Source organism: Candidatus Blochmannia vicinus (assembly GCA_030020825.1).
Taxonomy (GTDB): domain Bacteria; phylum Pseudomonadota; class Gammaproteobacteria; order Enterobacterales; family Enterobacteriaceae; genus Blochmanniella; species Blochmanniella vicinus_A.
This window is the reverse complement of sequence record CP125213.1, coordinates 639760-655131: the sequence shown is the minus strand read 5'-3', so window position 1 is coordinate 655131 and position 15372 is coordinate 639760. Positions and strand designations below refer to the sequence as shown.

Here is a 15372-nt window from a genome sequence, read left to right as displayed (position 1 = left end):
CACGTACTAACATTAATTTACTACTTACACCAAACCATAAATAAGCTAATAGATATTCATTATTTTTCTCATAATTGGACTTACAGTATGAAATGACCCAAATGCTATAACACAATCATTAAACGTAGCATCAGACATAGCTTGATTCCAAGCTTCTAATACATTACTAAATTTATGAACATTAGAATTCAGCAAAAAAGTAGACAGTTCCTCAGAACTCGCAGAAAGTGGTGTATTTAAGTTAGAACAATACCAAACATTAATCAAATGACTTAAACAACATATGGTACCCTGAATATCTTTAGTTTTTAACATTCCTATAACTATTCTTACACTACCTGTTCTTTCTGAAAGAATTGCAGCTAATCGTTTAGCTAGATAATTAGCAGCATGAGGATTATGACCCACATCTAAAATCACAAGTGGTCTATTAGTAATAATCTGGAAACGTCCTGGTAAATTAGCAAATCGTAACCCATGACATATAGCTGTTTTAGCAACTAAAAAAGGTAACCAATACAACACGCTTAATGCAGTAGCAGCATTTTCCAATGGAATTAAAGGCAATGGTAAATCATATAAGAAACAATTGTAGTTAGAACGACCCCACCACATCCATTTATTTTCATAAATATGAAAATCCCAATCACATCCCCGTATAAAGAGTCTTGCCCCATAATATTTAGCCATTTTACTTATAGTTATTGGAAGACAACTATCACCGATTACTACTGGTTTGTTAGGACGAAAAATACCAGATTTTTCTTGTGCAATCATATCACGATTTGTGCCTAAAAACTCAGTATGATCTATTGCAATATTAGTGATTACAGAAATATCAGGATCGACAATATTAGTAGCGTCTAATCTACCACCTAAGCCAACCTCAAGAATAATCAAATCTAATTTTTCTTGCTTAAACATATATAAAGCAGATAAAGTAACAAATTCAAAATAAGTCAATGCAATTTGATCACGAGCATTTTCTATAGCAGACATTGCTGTAGTATGAATATAATCCGGTAGCTCTTTTCCGCAAATACGAATCCGTTCATTATAAGAAAGTAAATGAGGTGAAGTATATAAACCAACCGTGTTATTATTATTTAATAAAATAGTTTCTAATACACTACATGTCGTTCCCTTACCATTTGTACCTCCCACTAAAATAACATATGCCGCGGGATGTATCAAATCAAGATCAATAGCTATTTTTCGTATCCTATCCAAACTTAAATCAATTGACACATAACTTAAACGTTCAATATAATATAACCATTCTGTCAATGATGATTGAGCAGTGGGGATAGATAAAACTTTATTCATATCTTATGCAACATTTCAACTTTATAATCATATAAATATAAAAACCTGAATAACAACAATAACATAAATACCTATTTAAATAAATTGCAGTAATCAACTTTGAGGCATTGGTTTATTCATTAACTTTGCTAATAATCCCGCTACTCTGAGTCGTAAATCTGGTCTACGAATAATCAAATCAATTGATCCTGTCTCTAATAAAAATTCACTACGTTGAAATCCTAATGGCAACTTTTCCCGAACTGTTTGCTCAATAACTCTAGGTCCGGCAAATCCTATAAGAGCTTTTGGCTCAGCAATATTTAAATCTCCTAACATGGCTAAACTAGCAGATACCCCCCCCATAGTAGGGTTAGTTAAAACAGAAATATATGGTAAACATTGCGCACGTAAATTAGCCAACGCAGCACTGGTCCTAGCCATCTGCATCAAAGACATCAAAGCTTCCTGCATACGAGCACCACCGCTTGCAGAAAAACAAACTAATGGGCACTTAATTTTTAAGGCTTGATTTACAGCATATACAAAACGAGCTCCCACTACAGAAGACATTGATCCACCAATAAAAGCGAATTCAAAAGAAGCAGCGACAATCTCCATACCATATAAAGTACCTTGCATAACTATCAATGCATCCTTTTCTTTCGTTATTTTTTGTGCTGAAAGCAGACGATCTTTATATCTTTTTAAATCTCTAAATTTTAAAACATCTTTAGGTTCTAATTCACTTCCTAATTCAAATGTACTATCTTGATCTAAAAAAGAAAATAAACGTACCCTAGCTGAAATCAGCATATGATGGTCACATTTAGGACACACTTCTAAATTACGCTCTAATTCTTTTTTATATAATAATTTCCCACAATTATTACACTTAGTCCATATACCTTCTGGAATATTTATCTTTCGGGTTGGAATAATGGCACTTTTATTAATAATTCGTTCAATCCAACTCATTTTTAACCTTTAATTTTTAAATTATTTTTTAACTACATCATATTTACTTCATGGCATTCATATACTTAATATTATACATATTACGTTATGTGCAAATTTTAATAAGAAAAATACATCTATCTCTAGATATAACTGAACAAAACCATAATATTATTGACAATAACATAATAATATAATACTAATATTATATTATCATTATTAGATGGCACATTTTTCTAAAAAATACAATGACAATATTCTATTTTAATGAATACTATTCATAAAAATAACTATAATTATTTTATAATTTATTTTCTGTTAAAACAGAAATATATAGAACATATATACAAAAATAACAAAATACAAATATCAATATATTTACACGCACCAAAATTCCTTGCTAAAAGAAGAAGGAATATAAAAATATGAAGGATATTTCACCTCTACTAAATACAAACCACTAGCTGGAGCAGTTACACCAGCTAACGATCTATTACCATTACTTAACAATTCTAAAACCCATGTTGTTGGTTTTTCTCCACAACCAACTTGTACTAAACTCCCTACTATATTTCGTACCATATGATATATAAAAGAATTTGCTTTAATATCTATCACAATACATTGCCCTGTACGTACAATACGTATATGATATAATTTTCTTCGCTTTGAAGATGATTGGCAACCTGACGCGCAAAATGAAGTAAAATCATTCTCTCCTAATAAAAAATGAGCGGCATCACACATCTTATTAATATCTAAATATTTTTTATAGTGCCAAGTTTTGCTAAACAATAAAGCAGATCTAATATAACTATTGTAGATTACATAACAATAACGACGAGAAATTGCGCTAAAACGAGCGTGAAAATTTTTATTTACCAATTTAGCCCAACGCACACAAATTTTTGATGGCAAATAATGATTAATACCGAGTGTCCAAGCAGATTTTGAACGTCGAGAACAAGTTTCAAAATGAACAACTTGTCCTAAAGCATGAACTCCAGAATCAGTACGCCCCGCACAAAATATAGCTACTTGCTCAGCTGTTATCTTTTTTATAGCATATTCTATACAACTTTGAATACTAGGCACATCTCTCTGTTTTTGCCAACCACAATACGAAGAACCATCGTATTCAATACCTAAAGCCAATTTTTGCATCACATTACAATTTTTGTGATATTGTAATAACACATCTATATTAAACATCAATAATGTTCTATCAGCCCTGCATTAGAACAATAATATCTAACTAATACTGTAAAACCCATATAAAATATATAACAAAACAATTTTGCCCTGATTAACGTATATAAACCATAAATTTTCTAAATTTAGAGATAATATCAATTTTATAGTTATAAGAAATTAATATATAATTTACTTATTAATTCAAAATATCTCATGTAAAAATAATTTCTTTCATAAAAAAATATTAGTTGTGGTATTTTATACCTAAACACTACAATAACTATCGCTCTGTAACACAAAACACATAAAATATTTTATCAGAATATACAAAAAATAATCTTGTGCAAAATATCCTTTTATTATAAATCCCTAATCACCTAAAAAAGTAAACATAACAACAATATACATTACACAATTAAAAATTAGTATTTAAATAACATTAAACTGTATTCATATATACAATATCATATACAACATACATTCATACCTAAATTAGTTAATATTTCATTATTATAATCTACATAAGTTTCTACGCACAATGAAGACCACTCCCTACGATTTAAATAACATCTACGTATCTTATCAAAACCTCCTGGTACTGCTGCAAATCTTCTTAATAAGAGATCATCACAATGAATATCATATACAAATTTAATCAATTTATTTAACAACATTTCATCTATTTTTTTCTGTACTTTCAGATAATAAACAACAGAAGAATCCAACTCAAATAAATTAACTGTATCAAAAATATTAAAACATTTACAGTACTCATTATATATTTGAATAATACTCCGTGTTTTACTTTCAAGTGTGCATCCAGCAATATGAGCAGTGCCTATGTCTACGTAAGATAATAAAGGTAAAGATAACTCTGGCTCTGTTTCCCAAACATCTAGTACTACATTCAATTTTTTACCATGTTCTAGCACTTTTAATAATGCGTTATTATCTATTATAGAACCTCGAGAAGTATTAATTAAAATACAATTGGAAGATAACGATTCTAAAACATCAATGTTAACCATATGCCATGTAGGATCGTTTCCATTATAAATTAAAGGAGTATGAAAAGTTAAAATATCCGCGTCAGAAACTAATTTTTCAAAAGAATTCCAAGACTGATTATATTTATTTATATTCTTTTTTTCTAATGGAGGATCACACAACAAGGTATTTATACCAAAACTATGTAATCTTTCATGCAACAAACTACCAATATGTCCTACCCCAACAATTCCGATAATCTTATCACGTAAAAAAAATCTATCGCGCTCTGCTAACCAAAATAATGCTGCAAAAACATATTCCACTACTGCCACAGCGTTATTTCCAGGAGCATAAACAAAATTAATTCCATACTTTTTTAAATAATCTTGATCAATATGATCAATTCCAGAAGTTGTAGTACCTACAAATTTTATAGAATCATCATCCAATAATTTTTGATTCACTTTTGTTACTGAACGTACTATCAAGATATCTATATTTCTTATATCTTTAGCAGAAATAATACGTCCTTCACATACAGTTATTTTATTATATAAACCAAATAATCTACGGATATGAGGTATATCTTTATCAACCAAGATTCTCAAATTTATTCTCCAGACAAACTACTATATATGTATAAATAAAATAATCACTTTTACACAATCCTATGTAATTTAAAATTAAAAACAATATGAATATAGCATTCCATAAATCTATTTTCATAAATTGCTTATATTTTAATTTTTTTACACAACACGTATCTACACACTAAACCAAACAACAATATATATATAAATCAACAAACCCACATTAAGTATCATCATAATCCAAATGTTTTAAAAAATGACACCATAAAACACATATAATATTAAAGATAATAAAATACCGTCAATAATAAACTTATTAATCTCACACAATCATATTATCACTATAAATATTAATTTATGAGATTTCAAAAAACACTCATTATGCGCAAATATAATTAATAAAAACAAACACAATATTGCTAACTAAATTTTGGTTTTTATTAGCAACGATTTTGCAGATATAAAACGTACAAAATTTATAGTACTAATCAGATAACCAACAATGTTAAAACAATATTTTAAAAATATTTACTCATAACTAATGTAGCATTTGTTCCTCCAAAACCAAAACTATTGGTCATAGCTGTTGTTAATTTACGATAAATAGGTTTATTGATAACAATATTCATATTTTTTATATAAGGATCTAAATGATCAATATTAATGCTGGGAGCAATAAAATTATATTTTAACATTAATAAAGTAAAAATAGTCTCATGAACTCCAGCAGCGCCTAATGAATGCCCAGTCATTGATTTAGTAGAAGAAAAAGCAGGATGCTGATCACCAAAAATTTCACGAATTGCCCAAAGTTCTTTAATATCACCTAGTTGGGTTGATGTACCATGCGCATTGATATAATCTATTGGGCCAATAGCATCTTTTAATGCCATTTTCATGCACCGAATCGCTCCCTCTCCAGACGGAGCGACCATATCACAGCCATCAGATGTAGCTCCATACCCAACAATTTCTGCATAAATATGAGCACCACGATTTAAGGCATGCGTTAATTCTTCTATTACAACTATTCCTCCTCCTCCTGCAATCACAAATCCATCTCGATTAATATCGTAAGGACGAGATGCTTTTTCTGGTGTCATGTTATACTTTGTAGATAGCGCTCCCATAGCATCAAATTCACAAGCCATTTCCCAACATAATTCTTCTCCTCCTCCAGCGAAAATAACAGATTGTTTTCCTGATTGAATTAATTCAACCGCATTTCCAATACAATGTGTAGATGTAGAACAAGCAGAACTAATAGAATAACTAACTCCACGAATTTTAAAAGAAGTAGCCAAACATGCAGATACACCTGAAGCCATAGATTTAGTCACCATATAAGGACCTACCCCCCTTAAACCACGCGAAATCATCCCATTGGACCCAGATACTTGATTACGTGGCGAACCTCCTCCGGATCCAACAATCAATCCTGTTTGATCATTAGTAATCATACTTTCAGATAATTCAGAATCTATTATAGCTTGCTCCATAGATAAATAAGTATAAATGGATGCATCGCTCATAAATCTAGAAATTTTTCGATCAATTAATCCTGATGTATTAATTTTAATATCACCCCAAATATGACTACGCATGCCTGATTCTTCTAATTCTTGAGAAAAAGTAACTCCAGATCTACCATTTTTTAAAGAAATTAAAACTTCGTTCTGATTATTTCCAATGCTTGATATAATCCCTACACCAGTGATAACAGCACGTTTCATATTTAATATACCTCATGACAATAATGTTTTGTAATATCAAAATTGCACTAAATCTTAAAAAATCTACTTAAAATATTAATCATATAGAAGCAATTATTAACATAAAAATAGATCAGTCTTTTAAAATTAACTATGTATTACACAAACAAATCAAAAATATTTTACCTATATTTGAAATACTGTTCCTTCAATTACAATACAACATACAAAACGTATTACTTGTAACTATTTATACTGTTACAATACCAACTGGCATTAACCATATTGCTAGCGCAACTAATTATATTTAGTTCACTAAATATAATTAATAATTAACTTAATCATCAAAATATAGTATTTATCAAAATAATAGCACTACATCCTATAGATTCAAAAATCGTAACACAGTCATAAAAAAACACAATAATGATAATTATAGTTTATCAACAACGCGTAAATATTTATCTGTAACCCAACAACTAATTTTTTAAATTAAGAATACTATCTCGATAAGAAATATATTAACAATCTTTATTAATATTACACTCATCATTAATAACTTTATTTATTTATATATTAACGCTATACTATAGTAGCGTTGAAAATTAGTGTATAAATTTTTATAAAATAACACGCGTAATTAACAACGACCATGTTACGCACATGATCTATGACAAAATTTCTACTATCTTAGGTATTTTACTCTATGTATGCCCACTATTAAACTAAGATTCCTACCTAAATAGGGCATTATGAAATAAAGATATAATCATCTTCTTATACTACTCTTCCTAAAACAACATTATATTCTCAAATACAATAACTTTAAACACATATTAATCTCATTATAGGAGCTATAATCTATGAATAACACAACGAAAAAAATATTAACAGAGATGCACACTATACTAGATATGTTACGCTGGAGCAGCAGTCAATTTAATGCTAATCCAATTTTTTATGGTCACGGTACTAATAATTTTTGGGATGAAACATTACATCTAATATTGCCTAGTTTAAACTTGCCTATAAATATTCCAACAGAAATATACCAAGCTCGTCTAACTAAAAAAGAACGCGCAGATATAATCAAACTAGTTTACCGTCGTATTGACAAACGCATACCAGTTCCTTACTTGACTTTTAAATCATGGTTTTGCGGCCTAGAATTCTACGTAGATAAGCGAGTATTTATCCCTCGTTCTCCAATTGGAGAACTGATCACATCACATTTTAATAATTTATTACCCCAGTACCCATATCGCATTCTCGATATGGGTACTGGGAGTGGATGTATCGCTATCGCAATCGCTATAGTCTATCCAAAATCTGAAGTAGATGCGGTAGATATTTCTATAGATGCATTAAAGGTAGCCGAACACAATATTAAATTGTATAATTTAGAACATCGTGTTATTCCTATTTATTCAGATTTATTTAAAAATTTACCAAAATCAAAATATGATCTAATAATAACTAACCCTCCTTATGTAAACAATGCATATATATATAAATTACCAAGAGAATTTCATTATGAACCTATGATATCCTTGTCTGCAGGTAATAATGGATTAAAGATAATCCAAAAAATTTTAATGAACGTTGTACATCATTTAAATACGGATGGAATTTTTATATGCGAGGTAGGTAGAGCTAAAATGGCATTAATAAAATGCTTTCCAAATATACCTTTTCATTGGTTACAACTTTATCACGGAGGAGAAGGTGTATTTATGTTAACTTATAAACAATTATTATCTTTTAATAACAACTGCATAATTTAATAATTAAGGAAATTATAATGGCTGGTAATAGTATTGGACAATTTTTTAAAGTTACAACATTTGGAGAATCTCACGGATCTGCAATAGGTGGTATTATTGATGGAGTACCTCCAGGTCTTCCTTTAACGACACAAGATCTACAAAATGATTTAAATCGTAGACGTCCAGGATCTTCTAGTTACACTAGTCAACGATCAGAATTAGATATAGTAGAAATTTTATCTGGAGTTTTTCATGGAAAAACAACGGGTACCAGTATAGGATTATTTATAAAAAATACTGATCAACGATCTCAAGATTATGAAGAAATAAAAAATTTATATCGGCCTGGTCATGCTGATTATACTTATGAAAAAAAATATGGCTTTAGGGATTACCGAGGCGGAGGACGTTCTTCAGCGCGTGAAACAGCAGTACGAGTAGCAGCAGGAGCTGTTGCCAAAAAATACCTATTTAACGTAAAAAAAATAAAAATTCGTGGATTTTTAGCACAAATAGGTAATATTCATTGTAACTTTAAAGATTGGAAGCAAGTAAATAACAACCCATTTTTTTGCTCTGATATTGAGCAATTAAGCACACTAGATGCATTAATAAATGATTTAAGAAAATCTGGAGATTCTATTGGCGCAAAAATAACAATAATAGCGGAAAATATACCAATTGGGTTAGGCGAACCTGTATTCGATAAACTTGATGCTGATTTGGCCCATGCACTAATGAGTATTAATGCAGTAAAAGGTATAGAAATTGGAGATGGATTTTCAGTTGTTACAAAACACGGTAGTGAACATCGAGACGAAATGACATCAAATGGATTTCAAAGTAATAATGCTGGAGGAATTTTAGGAGGAATTAGCAATGGAGAACCAATAATTATACATATAGCCGTCAAACCCACTTCAAGCATAACAGTACCAGGAAACACCATTACATCTAAAAATGAAGAAACACAAGTCATTACTACAGGACGCCACGATCCATGTATTGGATTAAGAGTAGTGCCCATAGCAGAAGCCATGATAGCTATCGTTTTAATGGATCATTTACTCAGACAACGTGCACAATGTGGAAAATCATAATAAAATTTTTTAATTAAAATATATAATTCAATCACTAAAATAAACATATTTATGTATCAACTTATCTAAAATAAACTATAAATAAATATAGTTTAAATGTTGTGTTACCTTAATAAATTATTTATTTACAAGAAATAAAATGCATTTTTTAAATATATATTCTCAACTCTAACACATAATATTTATCTATCATTTTTAAATCACCTAAAATAGTACATAAATAATTATACATAGAATAAAATCAACAATTAAAAAATTTGTGTAACAACAAGTCTTCGTAGTTAAACGGATATAACGAACCCCTCCTAAGGGTTAATTGCAGGTTCAATTCCTGTCGAAGACACAATTATAATTATAGTTACATATATTATATATAAAATATATGCCAAAACAGACAATTAATTGTCTTGTATTTTTAACAAAATTATAAAAATACTTAATGAAAAAATAAAACTGATACACAGTGTATCACTGTATAAAATATATATACATTAAACTAAAACATATTTAATATCAATGATATATCTATAAAATTAATTTGTTACAAAAAATCAAGATTTTCAAAAAATAGTTCTATATATTAATTTATTTCCATGTACTAAATAATAATACCAATTAACAAATATATATTTAACATTATCACTATTATTGTTATTAACCAACCAACCATCTTAATCAATAAAGAATTTACTAATTCATTCATTAATTTAACATTTCCAGTAAATGCTAATAATGGTATCAATGCAAGCGCAATTCCAAAACTAAGTAATACTTGACTCATGATTAAAATACGTGTGGGATCAATTCCAAAAGAAATTACTATAAATGAAGGTAACATAGTAATAACACGACGTAATAATAATGGAATATGGAAATGAACAAAACCTTGCATCACTACTTGTCCCGCTAAAGTACCTACTACTGTTGATGATAATCCCGCGGCTGTCAAACTTAAGCCAAAAACCGTAGCAGCAGTATGATTTAATAAAGGAGATAACGTTAAGTAAGCCTCATTTAAATTAGAAATACCAGTATGGCCACTGTAATGAAATACTGCTGCTGCAGTAGCCATCATAGACAAATTTACAAATCCAGCAACAGTCATTGCGATAGCAACATCTAATTTTGTAGAAGCATATCGATCAGCTCTACTTGCTGTTATATTGTTATCTTGAGTAAGGGAAGAATGCAAATAAATAACATGCGGCATAATTGTAGCGCCCAAAACTCCTGCTGACAAAAATACTGCTTCTCTATTTGGAAGTATTGGAAATAATACACTCATACCTAATACAAGAAATTTAGGTTTTGAATAGAATAACTCAATAACATAAGCAATCGCAACAAAAAATAATAAACCTCCCACAACAAATTCTAATGGCTTTTTACCATATCTTTGTAGGGTTAAAATCAAAAAAGTCGCCAACCCTGTCAAAAATGCACCTTGTAACAAAGATATACCGAATAATATTTGAAATCCAATAGCAGCTCCAATAAATTCTGCTAAATCTGTAGCCATAGCAATAATTTCGGCTTGAATCCAATATATCCATACAACTGATCTTGGAAATTGATCTCGAATATGTTCTGCTAAATTTTTTCCAGTCGCAATTCCAAGTTTTGCAGAAAGCAATTGAATTAACATTGCCATAATATTTGCCCAGACTACAACCCACAATAATTGATAACCAAACGTAGCTCCAGCTTGTATATTAGTTGCAAAATTTCCAGGATCTATATATCCAATAGCAGCTATAAAAGCAGGACCAAGTAACGAAAATTTAATTTTTCTACTAGAACGATGCTCAACTACTGTATCTTGCTTATTTAGCATACTAATAGCCCTCATAAAATCATCTATTCGACTAACTTTATATACTTAAACAAAATAATTATATTATAATAGAAATAATAATCATTGAATGATCAAATTTAAAGTTATAGTCTCACCATAAATGAGATTGCGTTTTTATATTGCAAATAAGTATAGCATAGGCTAACTTCTAAATTATATTTTTAGAGCCATTAATTGTCTTTTAATCATCATAGGATTACGTACAAAAGTTAAATACAACTAAAAAATTACTTAAATTTACATATAGCCTAATTCTTATTGCCGTTTCTTTGCTAATAAAATAATGCAAAATTTTTGTATTACACTAATGGAGTAAATATTGTGTCTCGTATCTTACATTTTATTCTAGGATTCACTGCAATAGTAATTCTATCACTGCTTGTCAGCAGTAATCCAAAAAATATTCGTATACGTTTTATTTTTCAGATACTAATCATAGAAATTTTATTGGGATACTTTATTTTACATTCCCAATTAGGATCAGATTCTGTACGAAAATTATCTACTTTATTCAACGCACTATCAATTTTTGCATTAGAAGGAACTAATTTTGTTTTTGGAGGAATGCATACACAAGGATTAGCTACTTTTTTTTTAAACATACTTTGCCCAATTATTTTTATTTCCGCTATAATTGGTATTCTACAGTATATTGGGATATTAACATTCACTATTCGAATAATTGGAACTATTTTATCTAAAATTAACGGAATGGGAAAATTAGAATCTTTCAATGCTGTCAGTTCACTGATCTTAGGACAATCTGAAAATTTTATAGTTTATAAAGATATCATTAAAAATATATCTGAGCCTCGAATGTATACTATGGCAGCAACTGCTATGTCTACAGTATCCCTTTCTATAATAGGGACATATATGACCATGTTAACTCCAAAATATGTCGTAGCCGCATTAATATTGAACATATTTAGTGCTTTTCTTATATTGTCACTACTTAATCCTTATGTAGTAAACAAAGAAAAAGATCTACATATATCCGATTTATATACTAGTAATCAAAATATCTTTGAGATTATAAGCGAATATATTTTAATTGGATTTAAAATAGCTGTTACTGTTGCTGCAATGTTAATAGGATTTATAGCACTCATCTCTGCTATTAATGCAATATTTAAAGTATTACTTAACGTATCTTTACAAGAAATTTTAAGTTATATTTTCTTTCCATTCGCGTGGATTATAGGTATACCTACCAATGAAATATTACAAGTCAGTAGTATTATGGCAATTAAATTAGTTTCTAATGAATTTATTGCCATAATAAATTTACAGAAAATTTCTGACGTTTTGTCATCTCAAACTGTAGGAATAGTATCAGTTTTTTTAGTTTCATTTTCTAATTTCTCATCCATTGGTATTGTTATAGGAGCTATCAAGGGGTTGAATAAAACGCAAGGAAACATAATATCGCATTATGGATTTAAACTAATATATAGCTCTACACTGATTAACATGTTATCAGCCTCAATAACCGGTTTAGTAATATAATTTTTATTAATAAATAAAATATTTTATATATTTAACTATAAAATTAGTACTAATCTGATAAGATATGCTCGGAATTGTCACATTGATATAATTTAAAAATTAAATAATTTTTAAAACTACAAAATAAAAAATAATAATTAAAAAAGATATATTATCCGATGTAACAATGCAATATTTTTAAAAAAAAATAAAACTATCACAGCTAACTCAAACCAAATTCCAGCATCCTATTAAATACCACACACTGCTTAAAAAGCATCCTAATTAAACACAACTATATAATCCTAAAGTTTTATAAGTAATCGTAATTTATGTTATCTATTATATATAATGATCTTAATTATATATTTGCATTAAAAAATCAATTATAATGATCATCATCTACTTATATGTCGATGAATACAGTTCGTTGCACTATAACGTACAGCTTGATCAATACGATCTAATACACGCGGTCTTCCAATAGCATGTATAGTACAGCTAAGAGCTGGAGATCGATCCGTTCCAGTTAATGCTACACGAAGAGGCATCCCTATTTTATCTATACTGATATTTAATTCATTAACAGTTTCAACAATAACAGATTTAATAGTTTCAGGTGTCCAATGGACTATGTTACTGAATTTTCTTTTTAAATACTTTAATGGCATTATTGTAATAGGTTTCAAATAATCTTTAGCAACATTATTTTCAAATATATTAAAATCTATATAAAAATAATGACAATTATTTGCAATTTCTTTTAATGTTCGCGAGCGCTTCGCAAATAATTTTATTATGTCAGTTAATTGTGGACCATTTTGCATATTGATTCCTTGTTGACGCATATGCCATAACAAATGTGAAGCTACATAATCTATTGGCAAATGATTAATATAATAATGATTTAACCAAAGCAATTTTTCAAAATTAAAAATACTAGGAGATTTACTAACTCCACTAAAATCAAAATATTTTTTCATCTGTTCAATACTAAAAATTTCTTGGTTACCATAAGACCATCCTAATTTTACTAAATAATTAAGTATAGCTTCAGGAAGAAATCCATCATCACGATATTTCATAATTCCTAATGTTTCACGACGTTTTGATAATTTTTTACGTTCATGATCTAAAATCATTGATACATGAGCATACGTTGGTATTGGAGCTTTTAATGCTTTCAAAATATTTATCTGACGCGGAGTATTATTAATGTGTTCTTCTCCTCGTATAATATGAGTAATTTGCATATCCATATCATCTACTACAACACAAAAATTATACGTTGGAGAACCATCAGCGCGACGAATAATTAAATCATCTAACTCTTTATTATTGAACGTAATTGTGCCCCTAATCTGGTCATGAAAAATCACTACACCTTGCTGAGGATTACAAAAACGTACCACATAAGAATTAACACAAGGATTATAATTTATAACTGTAGATTTAAAACGACAATAACCATCATATTTGGGTTTTTCTCCATTTTTTATTTGATTTAACCGCAATAATTCTAATCTTTCTGACGAACAATAGCATTTATAGGCCATATCATGTTGAATCATATAATTTATTACACTATTATAACGAGCAAACCTATCAGTTTGAAAATAAGGACCTTCATCCCAATCTAAATTAAGCCAGTTCATACCTGAAACAATAAACTTAACAGCATCGTGCATAGAACGTTGCAAATCAGAATCTTCTATACGCAATAAAAATTTTCCACCTTGCTTACGAGCAAACAACCAAGAATATAAAGCAGTACGAATATTTCCAATATGTATTGAACCTGTAGGACTAGGAGCGAATCGAGTTTTAATATTCATAAAGATTAGATACCTAATTATATGTAATACACATAGTACTCATTTAAGTTAACACAATATTAAATTAAATTCTTACATATAACAAATTACAACTAAAAATCTCTATTTTCATAAAAATCCATTGACTCGTGTCAATGGATCCATATAATTCAATCCAAGTAATAAAAAAGGTGATTAGCTCAGTTGGCAGAGCATCTCCCTTACAAGGAGAGGGTCGGCGGTTCGAGTCCGCCATCACCTATTTTATTTGTCTTGATAAACTTAGGGTCGTTAGCTCAGAAGGTAGAGCAGTTGACTTTTAATCAATTGGTCGCAGGTTCGATTCCTGCACGACCCAAAAAACCAATTACTTAATAAAAGTTAATCACATCTTTATGTTATTAATACTTAACTAATAACAGATCACTACTCTTCATTACAGTTTAAAAATTAAAACATATTTGCTAACTTTAAGTTAAAATAATTTAATTCCATTAATATAACCAAATATTTACTAGAAAAATTAAATTTACAATACTTTATTTTTATTTAAATTGTTTTAAAAAAACAATTTATTGTAACATTCCTATAATTTTTAATC

At 29.1% G+C, this 15372-nt stretch carries 10 protein-coding genes and 3 tRNA genes; 6 read left to right on the top strand and 7 right to left on the bottom strand.

The annotated features are described in order from the left end of the window. Nucleotides 1–45: 45 nt before the first annotated feature. The 5 genes from folC to fabB form a co-directional block, all read right to left on the bottom strand. Entirely contained in the window at nucleotides 46–1326 is a 1281-nt protein-coding gene (gene folC / locus QMA81_02785; protein ID WHL25199.1) for a bifunctional tetrahydrofolate synthase/dihydrofolate synthase, read from the bottom strand. Nucleotides 1327–1419: 93 nt separating this feature from the next. Then, nucleotides 1420–2283, bottom strand: a complete 864-nt coding sequence (accD, locus tag QMA81_02780; protein ID WHL25198.1) for an acetyl-CoA carboxylase, carboxyltransferase subunit beta — start codon at nucleotides 2281–2283, stop codon at nucleotides 1420–1422. Nucleotides 2284–2640: 357 nt separating this feature from the next. Continuing rightward, nucleotides 2641–3426 carry a tRNA pseudouridine(38-40) synthase TruA gene (gene truA, locus QMA81_02775; protein ID WHL25315.1) on the bottom strand — a complete coding sequence of 262 codons (786 nt, stop codon included), beginning with the start codon at nucleotides 3424–3426 and terminating at the stop codon, nucleotides 2641–2643. A 494-nt stretch (nucleotides 3427–3920) separates the two neighbouring features. Beyond that, on the bottom strand, nucleotides 3921–5054 hold the full coding sequence (locus tag QMA81_02770; GenBank protein WHL25197.1) for a 4-phosphoerythronate dehydrogenase: 1134 nt from the start codon (nucleotides 5052–5054) through the stop codon (nucleotides 3921–3923). A 500-nt stretch (nucleotides 5055–5554) separates the two neighbouring features. Further along, entirely contained in the window at nucleotides 5555–6769 is a 1215-nt protein-coding gene (fabB, locus tag QMA81_02765) for a beta-ketoacyl-ACP synthase I (GenBank protein WHL25196.1), read from the bottom strand. Between the two features lie 842 nt (nucleotides 6770–7611). Here fabB and prmB point away from each other — a divergent pair. The 3 genes from prmB (at nucleotide 7612) to QMA81_02750 (ending at nucleotide 9957) form a co-directional block, all read left to right on the top strand. Further along, the gene (gene prmB, locus QMA81_02760; GenBank protein WHL25195.1) at nucleotides 7612–8532 is read left to right on the top strand and encodes a 50S ribosomal protein L3 N(5)-glutamine methyltransferase; all 921 of its coding nucleotides are present in this window, start codon (nucleotides 7612–7614) and stop codon (nucleotides 8530–8532) included. A 17-nt stretch (nucleotides 8533–8549) separates the two neighbouring features. Then, nucleotides 8550–9614: a chorismate synthase gene (gene aroC, locus QMA81_02755; protein ID WHL25194.1), complete on the top strand. Its 1065-nt coding sequence runs from the start codon at nucleotides 8550–8552 to the stop codon at nucleotides 9612–9614. A 271-nt stretch (nucleotides 9615–9885) separates the two neighbouring features. After that, nucleotides 9886–9957 (top strand) — tRNA-Arg (locus QMA81_02750). A 255-nt stretch (nucleotides 9958–10212) separates the two neighbouring features. On the opposite strand, the gene QMA81_02745 is transcribed toward QMA81_02750, so the two are convergent. Continuing rightward, nucleotides 10213–11448, bottom strand: a complete 1236-nt coding sequence (locus QMA81_02745; protein ID WHL25193.1) for an Nramp family divalent metal transporter — start codon at nucleotides 11446–11448, stop codon at nucleotides 10213–10215. Nucleotides 11449–11763: 315 nt separating this feature from the next. Here QMA81_02745 and QMA81_02740 point away from each other — a divergent pair, with 315 nt between their 5' ends. Beyond that, a complete protein-coding gene (locus QMA81_02740; protein ID WHL25192.1) occupies nucleotides 11764–12978 on the top strand; it encodes a nucleoside transporter C-terminal domain-containing protein in 1215 nt (404 codons plus the stop codon). Nucleotides 12979–13355: 377 nt separating this feature from the next. Here the strand turns inward: QMA81_02740 and gltX are convergent, their stop codons facing one another. Continuing rightward, entirely contained in the window at nucleotides 13356–14792 is a 1437-nt protein-coding gene (gltX, locus tag QMA81_02735) for a glutamate--tRNA ligase (GenBank protein WHL25191.1), read from the bottom strand. 168 nt (nucleotides 14793–14960) lie between these two features. Between gltX and QMA81_02730 the strand changes: the two genes are divergently transcribed. Beyond that, nucleotides 14961–15033, top strand: a tRNA-Val gene (locus QMA81_02730). A 23-nt stretch (nucleotides 15034–15056) separates the two neighbouring features. Beyond that, nucleotides 15057–15129: transfer RNA gene (locus QMA81_02725), tRNA-Lys, on the top strand. The last annotated feature ends 243 nt before the right edge of the window (nucleotides 15130–15372 follow it).